The organism is Paenibacillus puldeungensis (assembly GCF_042678945.1).
Lineage (GTDB): Bacteria > Bacillota > Bacilli > Paenibacillales > Paenibacillaceae > Fontibacillus > Fontibacillus puldeungensis.
In genome coordinates this window covers 122,916-143,760 of the sequence record NZ_JBHTLM010000007.1, presented here as the reverse complement: position 1 = coordinate 143,760, position 20,845 = coordinate 122,916, and the positions used below count along the sequence as shown (strand labels likewise).

10 protein-coding genes are annotated in these 20,845 nt (G+C 50.2%); 9 read left to right on the top strand and 1 reads right to left on the bottom strand.

Annotated features, from left to right (window positions below; genetic code table 11):
- Positions 1–11: 11 nt before the first annotated feature.
- A complete protein-coding gene (locus tag ACFQ3W_RS11865; RefSeq protein ID WP_379319445.1) occupies positions 12–1,997 on the top strand; it encodes a glycoside hydrolase family 127 protein in 1,986 nt (661 codons plus the stop codon).
- Positions 1,998–2,034: 37 nt separating this feature from the next.
- Here the strand turns inward: ACFQ3W_RS11865 and ACFQ3W_RS11860 are convergent, their stop codons facing one another.
- A complete protein-coding gene (locus ACFQ3W_RS11860) occupies positions 2,035–3,258 on the bottom strand; it encodes an MFS transporter (protein WP_379319444.1) in 1,224 nt (407 codons plus the stop codon).
- 214 nt (positions 3,259–3,472) lie between these two features.
- Between ACFQ3W_RS11860 and ACFQ3W_RS11855 the strand changes: the two genes are divergently transcribed.
- From ACFQ3W_RS11855 to ACFQ3W_RS11820, 8 genes are all read left to right on the top strand, one after another.
- Positions 3,473–10,789 carry a WIAG-tail domain gene (locus ACFQ3W_RS11855; RefSeq protein WP_379319443.1) on the top strand — a complete coding sequence of 2,439 codons (7,317 nt, stop codon included), beginning with the start codon at positions 3,473–3,475 and terminating at the stop codon, positions 10,787–10,789.
- Positions 10,790–11,157: 368 nt separating this feature from the next.
- A complete protein-coding gene (locus ACFQ3W_RS11850; RefSeq protein WP_379319442.1) occupies positions 11,158–11,478 on the top strand; it encodes a hypothetical protein in 321 nt (106 codons plus the stop codon).
- Positions 11,479–11,837: 359 nt separating this feature from the next.
- The gene (locus ACFQ3W_RS11845; protein ID WP_379319441.1) at positions 11,838–14,096 is read left to right on the top strand and encodes an FMN-binding protein; all 2,259 of its coding nucleotides are present in this window, start codon (positions 11,838–11,840) and stop codon (positions 14,094–14,096) included.
- Positions 14,097–14,315: 219 nt separating this feature from the next.
- Positions 14,316–15,887 carry a response regulator gene (locus ACFQ3W_RS11840; protein WP_379319440.1) on the top strand — a complete coding sequence of 524 codons (1,572 nt, stop codon included), beginning with the start codon at positions 14,316–14,318 and terminating at the stop codon, positions 15,885–15,887.
- Entirely contained in the window at positions 15,884–17,653 is a 1,770-nt protein-coding gene (locus ACFQ3W_RS11835; protein ID WP_379319439.1) for a cache domain-containing sensor histidine kinase, read from the top strand. The genes ACFQ3W_RS11840 and ACFQ3W_RS11835 overlap by 4 nt, the downstream gene beginning before the upstream one ends.
- Before the next feature lie 172 nt (positions 17,654–17,825).
- Positions 17,826–19,115 carry an ABC transporter substrate-binding protein gene (locus ACFQ3W_RS11830; protein WP_379319438.1) on the top strand — a complete coding sequence of 430 codons (1,290 nt, stop codon included), beginning with the start codon at positions 17,826–17,828 and terminating at the stop codon, positions 19,113–19,115.
- A 3-nt stretch (positions 19,116–19,118) separates the two neighbouring features.
- Entirely contained in the window at positions 19,119–20,006 is an 888-nt protein-coding gene (locus ACFQ3W_RS11825; RefSeq protein ID WP_379319437.1) for a carbohydrate ABC transporter permease, read from the top strand.
- Positions 20,006–20,830 carry a carbohydrate ABC transporter permease gene (locus tag ACFQ3W_RS11820; RefSeq protein ID WP_379319436.1) on the top strand — a complete coding sequence of 275 codons (825 nt, stop codon included), beginning with the start codon at positions 20,006–20,008 and terminating at the stop codon, positions 20,828–20,830. Before ACFQ3W_RS11825 ends, ACFQ3W_RS11820 begins: the two co-directional genes overlap by 1 nt.
- The last annotated feature ends 15 nt before the right edge of the window (positions 20,831–20,845 follow it).

The window sequence follows — 20,845 nt, the reverse complement described above, 5'->3', positions numbered from 1 at the left end:
GAGGAGGCTTTATGGACATGTGGCAAGCAGAGAAACCGCAGCGATCCGAAAGAGTGTCATTAAATAAAGTAAGGATTCAGGACGATTTTTGGAATTATTATATTAATCTGGTCCGTGACGTTGTCGTACCGTATCAATGGGAGGTGCTAAACGACCGGATGGATGGTGCGGACCCCAGCGGGGCTGTTCGTAATTTCCGCATCGCCGCAGGATTGGAGCAGGGAGATTTCTATGGTTTTGTGTTTCAGGATACTGATGTAGCAAAATGGTTGGAAGCGGTTTCGTATATGCTGGAAGCAGACCGGAATCCGGAGCTGGAGGAAATCGCCGATCAGATGATCGATATCATCGGCCAGGCTCAGCAGGAAGATGGCTATTTGGATACGTATTTTATCGTGAAGGAGCCGGACAAACGCTGGACCAACTTAACGGAATGCCATGAACTCTATGTTGCCGGGCATATGATCGAGGCGGGCGTTGCCTATTACCGGGCTACGGGAAAAAGAAAGCTGCTCGATATAGTGTGCCGGTTTGCGGACTACATCGACACCGTGTTCGGTACGGAGCCCGGAAAGCTGGCCGGATACGACGGTCATCAGGAAATCGAGCTGGCGCTCGTCAAACTGTACGAGGTGACGCAAAATGAACGTTATTTGCGCCTCGGCCGCTATTTTCTGGATCAACGTGGACAGCAGCCTTTCTTTTTTGAACAGGAGCTTAAAAAGCGGAATGGGAAGTCATTTTGGTCAGGATTTGAGGAACATGTAGATCTTACGTACCATCAATCGCATTTGCCGGTGCGTCAGCAGGAAAAGGCCGCCGGTCACGCGGTCCGGCTGATGTATATGCTGACCGGAATGGCTGACGTGGCGGCACTGACGGGGGATAAGTCCCTGTTTGACGCCTGTCTGAAGCTTTGGGACAACATCGTTACGAAACAGATGTATATTACCGGCGGAGTCGGTTCGACGTCCCATGGAGAAGCTTTTTCCTTCGACTATGATCTGCCGAACGATACGGTTTATGCTGAGACCTGCGCTTCCATCGGCCTTATATTTTTTGCTCACCGCATGCTGAAAATTACGCCGGAATCGAAATATGCCGATGTGATGGAGCGGGCGCTTTACAATACGGTTGTCGGGGGGATGGCCCGGGACGGGAAGCATTTCTTCTACGTCAATCCGCTGGAAGTAGACCCGAAGGCCTGCGGCGGAGGCAATCATAAATTCGACCACGTGAAGCCGGTTCGTCGGGAGTGGTTCGGTTGCGCCTGCTGTCCGCCTAACGTCGCCCGGCTGCTGTCCTCGCTGGGAGAATACATTTATACAGTGCAGGATCAAACGATTTACACCCATTTGTATATCGGCGGGGAAGCGGAGCTGAAGGTAGGGGGAGGAACGGTTGCGTTAAAACAAACGACGGACTACCCGTGGGACGGACGCATTGCTATAGAGGTGACCCCTCAGTCCCGGCAAACGGATTTTACGCTGGCGCTCCGGCTTCCGGACTGGTGTTCCGATGCGGAGCTACGGGTGAATGGAGAGCCTTGTCCGCTGGACAATCGTGTGATGAAGAACGGTTACATCACAGTGCATCGGAATTGGAATGCGAGGGATATTGTGGAGCTGCGGCTTGAGATGCCTGTGGTGCGCGTGCACAGCCATCCGCTGGTGCGTGGCAATATCGGAAAAGTAGCTTTGCAGCGGGGACCTTTTGTGTATTGTCTGGAGCAGGCGGATAACGGCGAGAATTTGCATGAGCTGGTGTTGCCAAAGACAGCCGAACTTACGGCGCGGCGTGTAGACGGACAACTGGGTTCCATCATGACGATTCAGGCGGAAGCGCTGCGGCTTGACGAGAAAAAATGGAACGACGCGCTGTACAGCACGGCAGAGCTTCCGCCAATGGAGCAAATGACGGCCACGTTCATTCCTTATTATGCATGGGCCAACCGCGGGGAAGGCGAAATGACCGTCTGGGTACGGGAGCAGCAGTGAGCTTACCGTGTTATATGATTTTCGGGCAAACGCTAAATTAATGTACCATTCGTAAACGAGTAGGCAGGAATATTAGGAACAACAAGACGTTCATAACGGCGCATGAAATAAAGATCACCGGCGTTCCCCACCAAGCTATAACCCATCCAGAAGCATATACAGCGATGGGCATACCGACGCGAAAGCATGTCCCGGTGATGCCGGTGATCCTACCCATCAGATGAGCGGGCGTCTGTTCCAAACGAACGCAGTAAACGCAAATGCTGTTTAGGGTGGAAGAAAACCCGGTCAGCAGCAAGGCTGTGATAAGCAGCGGTAAATGATGGGTATAAAAAAGCAGTAAGTACGCTAGCCCGTTAAGCAAAATAGTGGCGCCGTACACTTTACCTAACCCCCACGCCTGCCTCAGCCGGTTTAATATCATACTTCCTGCTAGTCCCCCAACACCGGAGACCGACAGGACTATGGCCAAGGTGGAAGAGGACAAGTGCATGGTGTCCTTGGCGAAAAAAATAACGGTGGTGCTGATCACGGTGGAGGTACAGTTGAGAAAGATGACAAACACAGTCATCGTCATGAGCAGCTTATTTTGCCAAAACGCCTTCCAGCCTTCGAGAAACTCCGCCATAAATCTGTTCCTTGGCCCTGTGCGGTTCTCTTGAGCTAGCTTTAACTGTGTAAACAGCCCCATCACGATCAGATAGCATAGTGAAGTGATCAAGAGTCCGTCCGATATGTCAGAGAGCATAAGGATCAAGCCGGACAAAGCCGGGCCCATAATGCCGACGATCGTCTCTGCAAAGGACAGCTTGGTATTGGCTTCCGTTAGCTGGCGGTTGGGGACGCTTAGCTTGGTCAGGCTGACCTGGGCATTGAAATATCCGTAATTTAGCGTCATCAGCACGAAGCCAATCGCGTAATAGACGGGGAGTATATGGACCTCTGCTCGAAATAAATAAACAAACAGCAGGAGGAGCAGGGCCTGTAATCCGATCATCCAAAGCACCCAGTGTTTTTTATTTACCCGGTCGACGAATACGCCGATAAAAATCGCAAAGAAAAAATTCGGCAGCAGCTCGGCTGTTTTCATGCTGGACATCGCGACAGAGGAGTGGGTGATGTCGTACATCATTAAAGGGAGAATAATTTCGTAGAGTTTATTGCCAAAAGCCAAAAGCAGCACGCTTGAGAGAATGATCATGAACGAGCGGTTGTGCCTTATTTTTGAAGCTGGTTTTATTACCGATAGTTCCGTTTCCATGATGAATTGCCTCCAGGTCAGGTGTATGTATTTTGCTGCAACGCTATTGTAACGCTGAAGAGGCGGTCCAAAAACGGTAAAAAAATATATCTTTTCTTCTACTTTTAAGAATAGACCAAGCTCCTGGCTTCCTATCGGCTTCTGTGACAAGTGCCTAACTCTCCGCATATGATACCAAAGACGATCATCTTTTTGGTAAAGGAGAGAGCGGACTTTGAAAAAATTCAGACCCACGAAATCCGGTAAACCGAGAAAAACGCTTTATTATGTCGATAATCCGGATGTGAATGAATTGAAAATGTTGGATGACAGGAAAGCTGAGCGGCATGCGGAGGATAAGGAGATTCAAATTCACCAAACCTCATCTGTTTTGTCCGATCCGGTTCCGGAAGAAGCTGTACCAACTGCAGAAATGGGAGAAGAGGAGGTCCTGGAACAGTTCAGAGAACATGTCCTGCAGGAAACTATTGTTGAAAAATCTGGACCCAAGCCGGTTCAAGGAATCATATATACCGATGACCTCATGGACGCGGCAGTTACCGGAGAAAAAATAGCTCCGTTTACAATCGACGCCTCTCGGCTGAAGCAGGGAAGCATCGATACGGCATGGATCGCGGATTATGCGATCGAAAACATTAAGATCGCTGACGGGGCTATAACCGCAGGGAAAATTGCTCCTCTGTCCATCACGGGAAGCCATGTGGTTGACGGATCGATCGAGGGCCGGATGATCAAGGATCGCACCATCGGCGGTGAGAAGCTGACTGACGGCAGCGTTACGTCAGAGAAGCTGGCCGACCGGGTCATCGCCGGGGAAAAGCTGGCGGACGGATCGATCCAGCGCCGCCATTTAAGCGAGTGGATCGTGACGACGGAGCTTATGCAGGATCAGTCGGTCACGTCAGAGAAAATCCGCAGCGGTACGATCCGTTCCGTCAATCTTGCAAACGGAGCGGTAGACAACTCGAAGCTTACCGACGATTCCGTGACGACATCCAAGCTCCGCGACGGCGCGGTGACCGGGGAGAAGCTGCGGGAAGGGGCCGTAGGGAGCCATCATTTAGCCGAAAACGCGATATCGCTCCGTCATCTGGCCCCCGGACTGATAGGTCAAGATTTGCTCGCTTTCTCAAGTGTTGGGGCAAAACATCTGCAGGAAGGGAGCATCTCGCACTCGCATATCGGAGACGGGGCGGTTCAGACCCGTCATATTGCTCCAGGTGCGGTTGAAAAGGTCCACATTCAGCCGGAAAGCATCGGGCAAGAGCATATTGCCGATGGCGAAATTAAGGGCCGGCATTTTGCGGACAAATCGATCCTCTCTTCAAAACTAAGTGATCAATCCGTAGGAACGCCACAAATTGTAGAACAGGCAGTCACCTCCTCCAAAATCGCTGATCAGAGTATCTTGCCGGGAAAGATCGCGGATGAAGCGGTATTAACCCGCCATTTGGCCAAATCCGCGGTTCAGTCCGCGCAGCTTGCGCCGGAGTCCGTTACGGGCTCTCATCTGGCACCCGCATCGATATCGGGCGAGCATCTTTTGCCGGAAATGATTCAAGAGTGGCATCTTGCGAATGGATCGGTTACGGGAGGGAAAATAGCCGGCGGCGAAGTCAACGGGCAACATCTTGCCGAAGCGGCGATTGCTTCCAAGCATTTGCAGCAGGATAGCGTCACCAGCGATAAGCTGGCTGCCGGAAGCGTTACAAGCCGTGCTATTGAGCCCGGCGCGGTGACCGGGTCAGCAATTGCACCGCAGCAGATATCGTCCGTACATTTGGCTAAAGGCTCGGTCGAGGGATCGCACCTGGCGAAGAACAGCATCGACGGTAGCCTGCTTCAGACCGGTTTGATTCGAGAGGATCACTTAGGAGCCGGGGTTGTCTTCTCTCCCCATCTCCAGGATTACGCTGTAACATCCTTGAAGCTTTCGCCGGAAAGCGTCACCACCGATAAACTGGGTGACCTGGCGGTTACCACACCCAAGCTGGCCGAGGGAAGTATCACTTCCTCCAAAATAGCCCCGCATTCCTTGCAGGCTTGGCACTTGTCGCCTGGCTCCGTTCAGCCGGAGAGCCTTGCCACGGGTGCAGTGCAGTCGGAGCATCTTGCCCCGGCAGTAGTCGCTCCGAGCCATTTGCAGGCCAAAGCGGTAGAAGAAGGGCATTTGGCTGATGGTGCCGTGGCGCAGCGGGGGCTGCAAGATGGTGCAGTCACGAAGGAAAAACTGGCCGATGGCTCCGTGGAAGGAAGACACCTAGCTGACGGCATCATAAAGGGCCGGCATGTCGCGGAAGCGGCGCTGGAGTCCCGCCATATTGCTCCGAACACGATTGAACTGAACCATTTGTCCATGAATCTGCAGCAGAGCGGTTTATTGCCCGAAGTTGGGATTGGCAGTGTGGATATACAGCCATTATCCATCGGACGAGAGCATTTGCAAGAGCAATCCGTGGATGGGGAAGTGCTGCGGACATCATCGGTAGGCGGGCAGCATTTGCAGCCGCAGTCGGTAGACAGCAGCCACTTGTCAGTAGCGGCCGTCACCAGCATTCACCTGGCCGATGGTGCCGTGGAAAGCCACCATTTGGAGAAGGAAAGTATCTTGGGACGGCATATTGCCGATGGGATGCTGGAATCCCGCCATATCGGGTTCCAGGCGATTTCGTCCTGGCACCTGTCGACGGAGCTGCAGAAGAATGGGCTGCTGCCTGAAGATGGCATTACCGGTGAGGATATACGGCCTTCCACCATCGGCCGTGAGCATTTGCAAGAGCAGTCCGTGGACCGAGAGGTAATCCGGCGTGAAGCGGTAGGTCCGCAGCATTTGCAGCCGCAATCGGTGCATAGCGGCCATTTGGCTGATGCCGCTATCATAGGAAGACACCTGACTGAAGGCGTAGTGAGGGGCGACCATCTAGCGAAGGAAAGCATCGAAGGACGCCACATCGCCGAAGGGACACTGGAATCCCGCCATATCGGGTTCCAGGCGGTTTCGGTCCGTCACCTGGCAGCCGAACTCCAGGAAAGCGGCCTGCTTCCTGAGAAAGGCATTAGCGGTGAGGATATACAGCCATCATCCATCGGGCGTGAACATTTGCAGGAGCAGTCGGTGGATGGGAAAGTGCTGAAGAAGGCAGCGGTAGGTCCACATCATTTGCGGCCGCAGTCCGTATACAGCAACCACTTGGCGGAAGCGGCCGTCACCCGCAGCCACCTTGCCGAAGGAGCGGTGGAAGGCTATCACCTCTCTGCCGAAAGCGTAGAGGGGCGCCACATCGCCGAAGGGACGCTGAAATCCAGCCATATTGCCCCAAAAACGATTGAAATCCACCATTTGTCGGCAAGTTTGCAGCAGAACGGTTTATTGCCTGAAACGGGGGTTGACAGTGAGGATATCCAGCCATCGTCCATCGGGCGGGAGCATTTGCAGGAGCAGTCGGTGGATGGGAAAGTGCTGCGGGCAGCATCGGTAGGTGGGCAGCATTTGCAGCCTAGGTCAGTACACGGCAGCCACTTGGCGGAAACGTCCGTCACCAGCAATCACTTGGCCGAAGGTTCAGTGGAGAGCAAACACCTTTCAAATGGTAGCGTAGAAGGTCGCCACATCGCTGGAGAGACGCTGGAATCCCGCCATATTGCCCCCAAAACGATTGAAGCCTATCATTTGTCGGGGAGTTTGCATCAGAACGGACTTCTGCCTGAGGACGGCATAAGCGGTCAAGAAATCCAGCCATCGTCCATCGGGCGGGAGCATTTGCAAGAGCAGTCGGTGGATGGGAAAGTGCTGCGGGCAGCATCGGTAGGCGGGCAGCATTTGCAGCCTGGGTCGGTACACGGTAGCCACTTGGCGGAAGCGTCCGTCACCAGCAATCAGTTGGCCGAAGGATCAGTGGAGAGTAAGCATCTTTCGAATGATAGTGTAGAAGGTCGCCACATCGCTGAAGAGACGCTGGAATCCCGCCATATCGCCGCGCAAGCGATTGAAATCCATCATTTGTCGGGGAGTTTGCAGCAGAATGGACTTCTGCCTGAGGACGGCATAAGCGGTCAAGAAATCCAACCATCGTCCATCGGTCGTGAGCATTTGCAGGAGCAGTCGGTGGATGGGGCAGTGCTGCGAGCAGCATCGGTAGGCGGGCAGCATTTGCAGCCTGGGTCGGTACACGGCAGCCACTTGGCGGAGGCGTCCGTCACCAGCAATCAGTTGGCCGAAGGATCAGTGGAGAGCAAGCACCTTTCGAATGATAGCGTAGAAGGTCGCCACATCGCTGAAGAGACACTGGAATCCCGCCATATCGCCGCGCAAGCGATTGAAATCCATCATTTGTCAGGGAGTTTGCAGCAGAATGGACTTCTGCCTGAGGAGGGCATAAGCGGTCAAGAAATCCAGGCATCGTCCATCGGGCGGGGGCATTTGCAAGAGCAGTCGGTGGATGGGAAAGTGCTACGTGCAGCATCGGTCGGCAAGCAGCATTTGCAGCCTGGGTCGGTACACGGCAGCCACTTGGCGGAAGCGTCCGTCACCAGCAATCACTTGGCCGAAGGATTAGTGGAGAGCAAGCACCTTTCGAATGATAGCGTAGAAGGTCGCCACATCGCTGAAGAAACGCTGGAATCCCGCCATATCGGCGCGCAAGCCATTGAAGTCTATCATTTGTCAGCGAGTTTGCAGCAGAACGGTTTATTGCCTGAAACAGGGGTCAGCAGCGATGATTTACAACCATCGTCCATCGGGAGAGAGCATTTGCAAGAGCAGTCGGTGGATGGGAAAGTGCTGCGAGCAGCATCGGTAGGCGGGCAGCATTTGCAGCCTGGATCGGTACATGGCAGCCACTTGGCGGAAGCATCCGTCACCAGCAATCACTTGGCCGAAGGATCAGTGGAGAGCAAGCACCTTTCGAACGATAGCATAGAAGGTCGCCACATCGCTAAAGAGACGCTGGAATCCCGCCATATTGCCCCAAAAACGATTGATGCCTATCATTTGTCGGGGAGTTTGCGGCAGAATGGACTTCTGCCTGAGGAGGGCATAAGCGGTCAAGAAATCCAGGCATCGTCCATCGGGAGAGAGCATTTGCAGGAGCAGTCGGTGGATGGGGCGGTGTTGCGAGTAGCAACGGTAGGCGGGCAGCATTTGCAGCCTGGGTCGGTACACGGCAGCCACTTGGCGGAAGCGTCCGTCACCAGCAAACAGTTGGCCGAAGGATCAGTGGAGAGCAAGCATCTTTCAAATGATAGCGTAGAAGGTCGCCACATCGCTGAAGAGACACTGGAATCCCGCCATATTGCCGCGCAAGCCATTGAAATCCATCATTTGTCGGGGAGTTTGCAGCAGAATGGACTTCTGCCTGAGGAGGGCATAAGCGGTCAAGAAATCCAGGCATCGTCCATCGGGCGGAAGCATTTGCAGGAGCAGTCGGTGGATGGGAAAGTGCTGCGAGCAGCATCGGTAGGCGGGCAGCATTTGCAGCCTGGATCGGTACACGGCAGCCACTTGGCGGAAGCGTCCGTCACCAGCAAACAGTTGGCCGAAGGATCAGTGGAGAGCAAGCATCTTTCAAATGATAGCGTAGAAGGTCGCCACATCGCTGAAGAGACGCTGGAATCCCGCCATATCGGCGCGCAAGCGATTGAAGTCTATCATTTGTCAGGGAGTTTGCAGCAGAATGGACTTCTGCCCGAGGAGGGCATAAGCGGTCAAGAAATCCAGGCATCATCCATCGGGAGGGAGCATTTGCAGGAGCAGTCGGTGGATGGGGCAGTGCTGCGAGCAGCATCGGTAGGCGGGCAGCATTTGCAGCCTAGGTCAGTACACGGCAGCCACTTGGCGGAAACGTCCGTCACCAGCAATCACTTGGCCGAAGGATCAGTGGAGAGCAAGCACCTTTCGAATGATAGCGTAGAAGGTCGCCACATCGCTGAAGAGACGCTGGAATCCCGACATATCGCCGTGCAAGCGATTGAAGTCTATCATTTGTCAGGGAGTTTGCAGCAGAATGGACTTCTGCCTGAGGAGGGCATAAGCGGTCAAGAAATCCAGGCATCGTCCATCGGGCGGGGGCATTTGCAAGAGCAGTCGGTGGATGGGAAAGTGCTGCGGGCAGCATCGGTAGGCGGGCAGCATTTGCAGCCTGGGTCGGTACATGGCAGCCACTTGGCGGAAGCGTCCGTCACCAGAAATCACTTGGCCGAAGGAGCGGTGGAGAGCAAGCACCTTTCGAATGATAGCGTAGAAGGTCGCCACATCGCTGAAGAGACACTGGAATCCCGTCATATCGGCGCGCAAGCCATTGAAATCCATCATTTGTCAGGGAGTTTGCAGCAGAATGGACTTCTGCCTGAGGGGGGCATAAGCGGTCAAGAAATCCAGGCATCATCCATCGGGAGAGAGCATTTGCAGGAGCAGTCAGTGGATGGGAAAGTGCTGCGTGCAGCATCGGTGGGTCCGCACCATCTGCAGCCGGAGTCGGTTTACAGCAGCCACTTGGCTGATGCCGCGGTTCAAAGCCGACATTTGGTCGAAGGCTCAGTACTCAGCGCCCATCTGTCTGTAAACAGCGTGGAGGGTAGCCACCTTGTTGAGGAGGCTATTGAGTCCCGCCATATCGGGTTCCAAGCAGTTTCGGTTTGGCATCTGGCAGCTGAGCTGCAGCAGAATGGACTTCTGCCCGAGGACGGCATAAGCGGTCAGGAAATCCAGGCATCGTCCATCGGGAGCGAGCATTTGCAAGAGCAGTCGGTGGATGGGAAAGTGCTGCGTGCAGCATCGGTGGGTCCGCACCATCTGCAGCTGAAGTCGGTGCACAGCAGTCATTTGGCGGAAGAGGCCGTAACAGCTAGTCACCTGGCCGAAAGTTCAGTGCTGAGCGCCCACCTGTCGTCAGACAGCGTAGAGGGACGCCATATTACAGAAGGGGCGGTTGAGTCCCGCCATATCGCGCCGCAGGTCGTTAGTGTCCAGCATTTGTCGGCAGATTTGCAGCATCGCGGATTGTTGCCTGAAGACGGTATAAGCGGGGAAGACATCTTGCCGCTGTCTATCGAGCGACTGCATATTCACAACGGGGCCGTTGATGCAGATGTGCTAAGTTATGAAGCTGTGGGTCCCCAACACTTGCAGACGGATTCCGTGCAGGAAAAGCACATCGCTCAAGCCGCTGTTCATGGCGAGCACTTGGCCGAAGGGGCCATCGAATCCCGGCATATACAACCTGGAGCAGTCAAACCCGAGCAATTGGCATTTTCTCCGATACAGACGATTCAGGACCAGCCGGCGATTCAGCAGTTTGGCATGGCTGCGTTTTTAATACATCGGAATGAGGAGACGACAGAAATTGCAATCAGTTTTGAGCAGGCTTTTCCAACCCCTAATTATGTGATCGTAGCCATGACCAATCATTCGGCCTACTATGCCTCGTTAAGAGAGCAGTCTACAGATACAGCGATCATTACGATTTCAAAGCTTAAAGAAAGCAGCATCAACTATGGTTTTGTAACGTGGATTGCTATTGGCAATACGGATTAAAATCATGAATAACAGTATGGCAGTCGCTAAGCTAAACTCGGCGACTGCCTTTTGCATATTTATTCGTTCAAAGTGACATATATTTCAGTCTGTGTGATTTTGTATACAGAATTTTTCCAACAATTTGTACTATTATTTGGTAGTAACCGCTTGATACTAAATGTCTGTGCTGATATGTGAAATCATTCACTAAGATTTCTAGAGAATGGCGGTTTACACAAAGCACACGTGACAGCTGAGGGAGGGGCATGACTGCTCGGGAAAAAGTGATTATTTTTGGACAAGCAACACAAAGAAAAGAAAGCTTATGAAGCAGCCTATTAGCAACTTTACCCTTGGCAAATTACTTACAAGGGAGAGGATCACACGTGAAGAAACTAATTTGTATGACGGTAAGCACAGCACTGGTTTTATCAGCATTTGCGTTTGCAGGAGCGCCAACTGGGACGAAATTGTCAACCGTTGACGTAGTATCGGCAGCATCTGGTTCTGAAAACAGTGAGAGCGCTGAGAAAGCACCTGCTAAGACAGAAACCAAGGCAGCTGCTAAATCTACAACTGTAAAGAAAGCACCAGCTAAGAAAGCACCTGCGAAGAAAGCAACTAAGAAAGCACCAGCTAAAAAAGCACCAGCTAAAAAAGCACCTGCAAAGAAAACAGCAGCTAAGAAGACTACGACCAAAAAATAAGCTGGCTAGCTCGTAAGGCTTAAACCCTGGCAAGACCTACACCCAAGACATAATTGCGGCCAGGGTCCTAGAAATGTGGAAAGCCCTTACAAGGTTGTCGTAATACGCTTGCTCGAAGCGCAGCGCTTGCTTTAGGGGACCGAAACTGCTAAAGGTTACGACTACTTTTCCTTTGTGACATGTAAAATGATTCACTATTTAGGCATGCCGGTTACGCAAGACGCGTGTTAGCCAAGAAGAGGCCGGACGGTTTCGAAATGGATCATGTGAGCAGAACCAGGATCAAGAGTATACACATCACGAGGAACAGGTTATGCGCAGCTACATACTTGGCGAATTAACAAGGGAGAGGATTATAAGTGAAAAAACTAATTAGTTTGACGGTAAGCGCCACACTGGTTTTATCATCCTTTGCATTTACGGTAAACCCATCTACTTTAAAAATTTCTAAAATTGATGTCGTATCTGCAGCGTCAGAATCTTCTGAACCGACAAAGACAACAACACCGGCAAAAACGACAACTAAAACGCCGGCAAAAACAACAACCAAGAAGACAACCAAGACACCAGCAAAATCAACTACGAAAACAACAACCAAGGCATCAACGAAAACTCCTGCGAAAACGACTACAAAAGCAACAACAACTAAAAAGGCTGCTACACCGGCCAAAACTACGGCTAAGACTCCGGCCGCAACAAAAACGACTAGCCCTGCCGCGAAGCCGGTAGTTAAAGAAGAAAGTCCTTATCTGGACGGTGTATACGTTGCTTACGGCAATGCATATTCCAAAGGTACCGAAGGGGCTAAAGTGACGATCAAAGCGGGCAAAATTACAGCGATTGAGCTGCTCAGAACTAGCCCTAAAGTAATTGATCGTGATGCTCGTTACAACTACAGCGGGGTTTGGACAGCCTATGAAACGATGAAGAAGAACCTGCTCGGTAAAACCCGTGAGCAAGCTGCTAGTGTCGATGTCGTATCGGGAGCCACTCGTTCCAGCAGCGGCTGGAAACTGGCGGTCGACAGAGCTTTTGATAGAGCCCTGAAGACGAAACCGCAAGGTGAAACTTATTTTGCCGGCCTGCACATGGGTGTAGATCCACAGGGTAAATATATGGTAACTGTCAGCTTCGATGCTACGAAACGTTTGGGAGTTAAAGTTTCCCCGCTGAACGAAAATGGCGACGTCATCGAAGATTCGGCGCTGACCGAAGACCAATACAAATTGGTATCCTCCATCGGTAGCGAAATTCTTGCCAAGGGTGCAAATGCGGTAGCAATTGCAGGCCACGAAGAAGAATTTAAAGCAGCCGTTAACGCTTACTTGGATGCTGAGAAAAATGCTAAAATCGACAACGGGGTAAAGTATATCGACGGATTCTATTCCGCTTATGGCAATGCCAGAGATAAAGGGGTAGAAAGAGCCGATGTCTACATCAGAAACGATAAGCTGGTTGACGTTAAGCTGTACAGATTGGGAACCAATTTGATTGACCGCGGTGAAACAGCTTACTCCGAAGTAGTTAAGGCGAATGCTCCAATGGTGGCTAAATTGCTCGCTAACGGTTCTTATATCGCAAACTATAACGACAAAGTCGATGCGATTTCCGGAGCTACCGAAAGCAGCCATAGCTGGAATGTAGCCGTAGAAAGAGCATTTGAAAAAGCGCTCAAAACCCCTGGCAAAGCGCAGTATTTTGAAGGTACCTTTGCCGGTGTAGACGGCCAATCCAAGGTGCTCGTGCTCGTTGATCTGAAGGCGGATAAAGTTGTCAAAGCTTCTGTAAGCTTATTTGGTGCAGATGGTAAGCTGATCGCTAATGATAAGTTGACAGACAGCCAAAAAGCATTGATCGCCAGTCTGAATGAAGGACTGGTTAAGAGCGGAAGTAAAATGGCATTGGTTGCCGGTCAAGAGGAACTGAGCCAGGCAGCGAAAGAGGCATTTACCGATTTGCTGAACAATGCTTCCATAAAGCAAAACAACTATAAAGACGGTACGTTTACTGCATATGGCGACGCCTCTAATAAAGGAACAAATCGGGCGGATGTGACGCTGCGCAACGGCGTAATCGTAGGTTTGAAGCTATCCCGTGTTGGCATTAACATGGTTGATCTCGGTGATAAAGCATATGCTGAAGTCGTAAAAGCGATCCCGACATTGACTCAAAATTTCCTGAAAGCGGGAACGGAAGCGAACACAGCTAAAGTTGACGTTGTAACCGGAGCAACCGGCAGCAGCCAAGGCTTTAAAAATGCCATCGACAGAGCCTTCAAAAAGGCAGAAATCGTAGAGCCATACAAAGCTGCTTATTTGAACGGCGTGTTTGCCGGCGTTGACAAAGACAAATCCGTTTATGTGATGGTAACTGTACAAAATAACGTGCCATTCAAGATGGAAGTCATTTTCCTCGACAAGGATGGAAAAGCTAAGACCGCCGACCAACTTACCGCCGATGAAAAAACCGTTAAAGCGGAAATTGAAACTCCGGCGACTGGTGCATTGCACAAATACGGTTACCGTCCAGCAGCCTTTGGCACTACGGATGGTGTAAAAGCCGTATCTGCCAAAGTGGTGGATGCAATTAAAACTGCACTTGAAGCAGCAGGCAGATAAATATTCTGTTCTGCGGAAGATTTTCAAAGGATAATTTGAAGTAAAGGACGCGAGTTCAGGGGGTTCCCCCCGAGCTCGCGTTTTTTGTTTTGCTTGAAGCAAATTAATCGTGGGGGAGTGCAAACAGGGTGTGAAGGTACTTTTAGAAATCCGAAAGTTGTAATAAAGTGGATGATAGGTACAATTTACATCGTTTGGGAAAAGAAGGTGAGCAAACATATGGAAAACTACTGCAAGGTACTTATCGTAGATGATGAAATGCTGGTTCGTCAAGGCATAAAGCATTTGTTCAACTGGGAGAAAGAAGGATTTACGATGATCGGGGAGGCTTCAAACGGTCAGGAGGCACTGGATCTGATACCTATCTTGAAGCCGCACATCCTCCTTTTGGATATCGTAATGCCCGTAATGGATGGGGAAGAGCTGGCGGGCTTAGTGAAAAGTAGGTATCCGGACATCGAAATCGTTGTCCTTAGCAGCTTTAGCGAATTTGAGTATGTAAGGTCGAGTTTTCAAAACGGGGCAGCAGATTACATCCTTAAGCCTAAAATGGAAGCCGAGCAGCTGCTAAATGTGTTAAAGCAAATCGCGGGTCGTACTCAATCTCTGCACAAAAATGAAAGGGCTTACAGTGGGCGGTGGCTCATTACTACAATCCTAGATAAACTCATCGCCGGTTATCCGGCTGAAGATGACATGTTCGTTTTACAAAGCGCTTTACCGCATCCCTTATACGTATTATTGGTCTTACAGTCCTTGGAGCCGCAGAAAAAATATGCATTAGAAGTAACGCAACCGCGTATCGAATCCATGTTGAACTCCGTAACCTTATATTTCCCCGGTAATATCCGGTGCCAAGCGCTATCTCCGGACGGCGGCCAGCTTCGATTTCTATTAAATTTCGAGCCTTCACAATGGACTGCGCTGAAAGAGCTTGCAGAGCGGCTAGCTGAGGAATACGCCAGAGAAAACGAACCTATTCTTGCTGCGCTAAGCCGAGAATTTGAAGATTTAAGCCGCTTGTATCAAATAGCAACCGAAGAAATGCCGATGCTGCTGGAGCAGCATTTTTTCCTCCCTCATTTGCATGTTTTCACTCCGGATCAAATCGCCGAGCCTATACCGATTGCCAGACTATTTTCGGCAGAAGCTTTTGCGGAAGAATTGAACGATCAGCAATTTCTTGCCGCGTTTCGCCGGCTTAAACAATTTGTGGCTGCTTTACCGGGTAGAAGGGATATTCACAGCGACGACTTCAAATCTTTTTTAGGACAAAGCGTATTTAACATCATTTTGGTTTTTCATCGGTTTAATTTCCCTGCAGAGCGATTGGATGCGAAAAAATACGACTACTTCCGCAGCATCCATGAATCTCGAAATATACACGAAGCAGCCCAAATCACCGAGCAGTTCCTTGCTGAGGCGGAGGGATGTGTGCTGGAGAGGAAGCGTTCTTCCGGTGCTGAGCCCATGCAGAAACTGCTCCATTACATTCACGAGCATTATGCAGAGCCGCTTAGCTTGAGCGAGCTAGCCCTTCATTTTCATTTTAATCCCTCGTATTTGTCAAACTATTTTGCCACCCATAACAAGGAGGGGTTCAGTGAATATTTGAACCGGGTTCGGATCGAGAGAGCCTGTGATTTGCTAAATCACGGAGACGTTCCTATTTCCGAAATCAGTACTCAGGTGGGTTACTCGGACCATAGTTATTTTACAAAAGTGTTCCGCAAGCAGAGGGGAATGTCGCCAAGTCAATATCGGAAACGGATGCAGGAAGGTTATTTATGAGCAGCAGATGGGAAAGGATATCGCAGCTTGGCCTTTTCGGCAAAATATTCATCGTTATGGTGATTAGCACGATTGCTGTTGCAGCCATGACCTCATGGGTTACGGTTCACATGTCCCAGCGGCTGTTCATGAACACTTTCAGCATCACAAACTCCAAGATCATTCAGCAAATCAAACGAAACTTTGAAGGGTTTAACTATGCAATGGTGACCGTTTCCGGCGAGGTGATGCAGAGCAGGGCGATCAAAGGCTTTTTGACGAATGGAGACGGGGGTTCGATAGCGAACGCCAAAGCCTATTATGATATGAACGAGCAAATGAAGCGAATTCAGAGTGGGTTAGATTTGAACGAGGTAGGCATCGCCGTGTTCGGCGTAAACGGAAGAAGCTATTACAATGATCGTTCGTACTGGACCGGAACTGCAAAGGCACTGTCGAGCAAAGCGCTGGAGCGTTCAACCTGGAACGAACCCGCCAGATTATCCTATCATTTGCTGAGGGAGGACAAGGGAAATCGCAAGCAAGCGGGCGATTGGCTCATCGTTGGCTCAAAGGCGCTTATGACGCCTACTACGAAAGAAATATACGGCACATTGTATCTTACGATCCGAGAAAGCGACTTTAAGCAATTTTATGCAAATTTTACGAGTACAGGCAATGATGTGCTGATTTTGGATCCGAGTGGATTGGTTTTATCCAGCAACCGGGTCGACATGATCGGCCAAAGCTCGAAGGATATTTTACGAAGCGCGGAAAAAATGCTGGAACAAAAACAGAGCTACAGCAGCATTCGCGCACAAGACCGGAATGTGATCATGATCGCGGACCGTCTTCCAAACTTCGATTTCTATGTCGTCAATTTGATTGATAAAAAAATGGCTTTAGACCAAATGCTTCCGGTAAAACAGATTTTGCTGATTGGCACTGGGATTGTATCCGTATCTCTATTCATTCTTTTTCTTATTTCCAGAAGACTGACGCTATCTCTTCGGATGCTGGTCAGAAAGATGTCCAGCGTGACCAAGCGCAACTTCCATAACTATATTACCGTAGCAGGAAGCTATGAAACGAAGCAGCTAGCCACTGCGTTCAACTATATGCTCGATGAGCTGAACGAATATATTCGGCAGTTGGTCGATACGCAGCGTGAACAGCGCAACGCGGAGCTTGCTGCCCTTCAGCGTCAGATTAACCCCCATTTTCTCTACAACACGCTGGCTTCGGTCAATATTTTGGTTGGACGGGGAGATAAAGAGAAGGCGACTGAAACGATTCATGCCTTGATCTCCCTCATTCAGCATACGATCAGCGGCGTAGCCGAAACGATCACGGTCGAGGAGGAGCTTGTCAATCTGAAGCACTACGTATACATCAACCATATCCGATATGGATCAGGGATTAGAGTCGAATATTTTATTGCTCCGGATTGCTATAAAGCCAAGCTGCCTAAATTGATTCTGCAGCCGTTTATCGAAAATGCATTCTTCCACGCTTTTAAGGACCGCAGCACCGGCCTGATCTACGTCATGATTGAAAAGTCAGGGGAGACGCTCTTTTGCGAGGTGGTGGACAACGGAAAGGGCATGAATTTAGAGCCGGGAGAGGAACTGATCTCCAGTTCCAAATTGTTTACCGGGATCGGGATTCGCAACGTGCATGATCGAATTCATCTGCTATATGGCAGCAATTACGGGCTGGATGTAGAGAGCAGGCCAGGTGAAGGAACTAAGGTAAGGATCAGGCTGCCATGGCAAACCGAAAACTAAAAAAAATGCCAAATCCAAATATTTTACAAGTAAGCTTGTTTGGCCTGCAGTGAACTCACAAATTTTTGACCAATCCCCATCGATATATTTCTAACGTTATGTTTTTTGCCAGTGATAAGATCAAACCGTAAACAGAAGTATTTATACAAATACGGTTAAGGGGGATTTCGACATGAAAAAAGCACTCATCATTTTGTTAACGGCTTTCCTGCTGCTGACGGCATGCTCAAGCCAATCGAACGACCAGCCGGCGAATGAAAGCAAGGGGAAGGACAGCAAAATTACCGTCTGGGCTTGGGATCCGAACTTCAACATTGCGGCTATGAAACTGGCTAAAGAGGCCTATGCCGCTGACAAGCCGGATGCAAAGATCGATCTGGTAGAGTACGCACAAGCAGACATCATACAAAAGCTGAATACAGGACTTAATTCGGGAACGACCAGCGGCTTACCCAATATCGTATTAATAGAAGATTATCGGGCACAAAGTTTTTTGAAAGCGTATCCAGATGCGTTTTATGACATGTCGAGCCTTATCAAGCCCGAAAATTTTGCGGAATATAAAATCGCACCAACCAGTTTAAATGGAAAACAGTACGGCGTTCCCTTCGATTCCGGCGTAACCGGGCTTTATGTCCGTACCGACTATTTAAAGGAGGCCGGCTACACCCCGGAGGATTTAACAAATGCCGATTGGGATAAATTCATTGAAGTCGGTAAAGCGGTCAAAGCCAAAACCGGGAAATACATGCTCTCTCTGGATCCGAACGACCAAGGCATTATCCGGATTATGATTCAATCGGCGGGCTCATGGTATTTGAAGGAGGATGGCGTTACGCCGAACGTAAAAGATAATGCGGCTCTCAAGGAGGCTTTTGTCACGTACAAAAAAATGATGGAGGCCGATATCGTCAACATCATATCCGATTGGAGCCAATTCCTGGCGGGCTTCAACGGCGGGAATGTGGCCTCGATTCCAACCGGAAACTGGATTACGGCTTCGGTAAAGGTGGAGGCTTCTCAATCCGGCAAGTGGACGATCGTACCGATCCCAAAATTAAAAAATACGCCGAACTCCGTGAATGCCTCAAATCTGGGCGGTAGCTCCTGGTATGTGCTTAATGTCCCTGGCAAGGAAGCGGCGGCTGATTTTCTGGCGAAAACGATGGGGTCGAACGTAGAACTATACCAAAAGCTGGTTAAGGACATCGGGGTTATTGCTACGCTGAAGGAAGCGGCGAGTGGGGAGGCCTACAAGCAAGGAGATGAGTTTTTCGGAGGTCAGAAAACCATTGAGGATTTCGCCAAATGGACGCAGCAAATTCCGCGAGTTAATTACGGCATGCATACTTACGCGGTTGACGATATCCTCATTGCGGAAATGCAAAACTATTTAAACGGCGGGGATTTGGATAAAATTATGGCGGACGCACAGTCCCAGGCCGAAGCTCAGCTCAAATAGCGTATGAGAAACGGAACGATTGCTCGACAAAGGGTGCAGACCCGGCTGACCGGTTGGATGTTTATCAGCCTCGCCGTACTAATGATTTGCGTGTTCTATTTTTATCCGATGATTCAAGCGCTCCTTCTCTCGTTTAAGACGGGGACCGGAGAAGCCACGCATTATACGGGACTGGACAATTACAAGCGGCTGTTCAGCGATAAAGTATTTATTACCGCTCTTACAAATACTTGCCTGTATCTTCTGATTCAGGTCCCGATCATGATTTTGCTGGCCTTGTTTATCTCAGTTCTGCTGAATGACAGCAAACTCCGGTTTAAGGGCTTTTTCCGAACGGCGATCTTCTTGCCCTGCGTAACTTCATTAGTAGCTTATTCAGTCATCTTTAAATATTTGTTTGGCGTGGACGGTCTTGTAAACCTGATGCTGCTGAAGCTTCATTTGGTCGCTGAGCCTATTCATTGGATTACGGATCCGTTTTGGGCCAAAATCACGATCATTATCGCCATTACGTGGCGATGGACCGGGTACAATATGATCTTTTACCTGTCGGCTCTGCAAAACATTGATCAATCCATTTACGAAGCGGCGCGGATGGATGGCGCATCTTCCACAAGGCAATTTTGGTCGATTACCGTGCCGCTGCTAAAACCGATCATTCTATTTACATCGATTACGTCCACGATCGGTACACTGCAGCTGTTTGATGAGGTGATGAACATCACCAAGGGTGGACCGGGCAACGCTACATTGTCGATCTCACAGTACATTTACAATTTGTCGTTCAAATATACGCCGGATTTTGGATACGCCGCGACGGTGTCCTATTCGATCGTCGTCCTGATTGTGCTGTTGTCCATCATCCAGTTTAAAGCGGCAGGTGACAAATAATGGGGAAAATCAAGCGAGTATCGGCTTATTTCTTGCTTAGCATAGCCGCCGTGATTTCCATCTTTCCGTTTATGTGGATCGTCGTAAGTGCCACAAACCGCTCCGCTGATGTTTCAAAAGGGAAGCTGCTGCCGGGGGGGCATTTGCTGGACAATATGCGCAACCTGGCAGAATCGATCAATATCGGCCAATCGTTATGGAATTCGGCAAGAATCTCAATTCTTACCACGATTATTGCGCTTCTCATCGCTTCAATTGCGGGGTACGGTTTTGAAATCTATCGCAGCAAAGCAAAGGATATCATTTTTAATGTGCTCCTCTTGTCCATGATGATTCCATTTGCCGCGATTATGGTGCCTTTGTATCAAATATTCGCTAAATTTTCCGGGCGTCTTCCGTTGATCGGGATCGACACGGTGACCTCCGTTATTTTACCAACGGTAACGACGGCGTTTCTCATTTTTTTCTTCCGGCAGAGCTCGAAAATGTTCCCGAGGGAGATGCTAGAGGCGGGGAGGATGGACGGTTTGTCGGAGCTGGGGTTATTCTTCCGCATCTTCGTGCCGACCATGAAGACGACCTACGCCGCGGCCGCTATCATTACGTTCATGTCAAGCTGGAACAACTATTTATGGCCGCTTGTCGTGCTGCAGTCGCCGGAAAAACGAACGATCCCGCTGTTAATCTCCAATCTGGGTTCAAGTTACTCTCCGGATTATGGCATGATTATGGCCGCTATCGTCATTTCTACTTTGCCTACGGCGCTCGTCTTCTTCTTCATGCAGAAGCATTTTGTAGCCGGCATGATGGGTTCGGTTAAATAATGTTGGGATTTAAAG

Excerpts from the sequence above, each read along its gene's own strand:
- ACFQ3W_RS11865 (WP_379319445.1), top strand. The coding sequence starts at position 12 with ATGGACATGTGGCAAGCAGAGAAACCGCAGCGATCCGAAAGAGTGTCA.
- ACFQ3W_RS11860 (WP_379319444.1), bottom strand. The coding sequence starts at position 3,258 with ATGGAAACGGAACTATCGGTAATAAAACCAGCTTCAAAAATAAGGCAC.
- ACFQ3W_RS11840 (WP_379319440.1), top strand. The coding sequence starts at position 14,316 with ATGGAAAACTACTGCAAGGTACTTATCGTAGATGATGAAATGCTGGTT.
- ACFQ3W_RS11835 (WP_379319439.1), top strand. The coding sequence starts at position 15,884 with ATGAGCAGCAGATGGGAAAGGATATCGCAGCTTGGCCTTTTCGGCAAA.
- ACFQ3W_RS11830 (WP_379319438.1), top strand. The coding sequence starts at position 17,826 with ATGAAAAAAGCACTCATCATTTTGTTAACGGCTTTCCTGCTGCTGACG.
- ACFQ3W_RS11825 (WP_379319437.1), top strand. The coding sequence starts at position 19,119 with ATGAGAAACGGAACGATTGCTCGACAAAGGGTGCAGACCCGGCTGACC.
- ACFQ3W_RS11820 (WP_379319436.1), top strand. The coding sequence starts at position 20,006 with ATGGGGAAAATCAAGCGAGTATCGGCTTATTTCTTGCTTAGCATAGCC.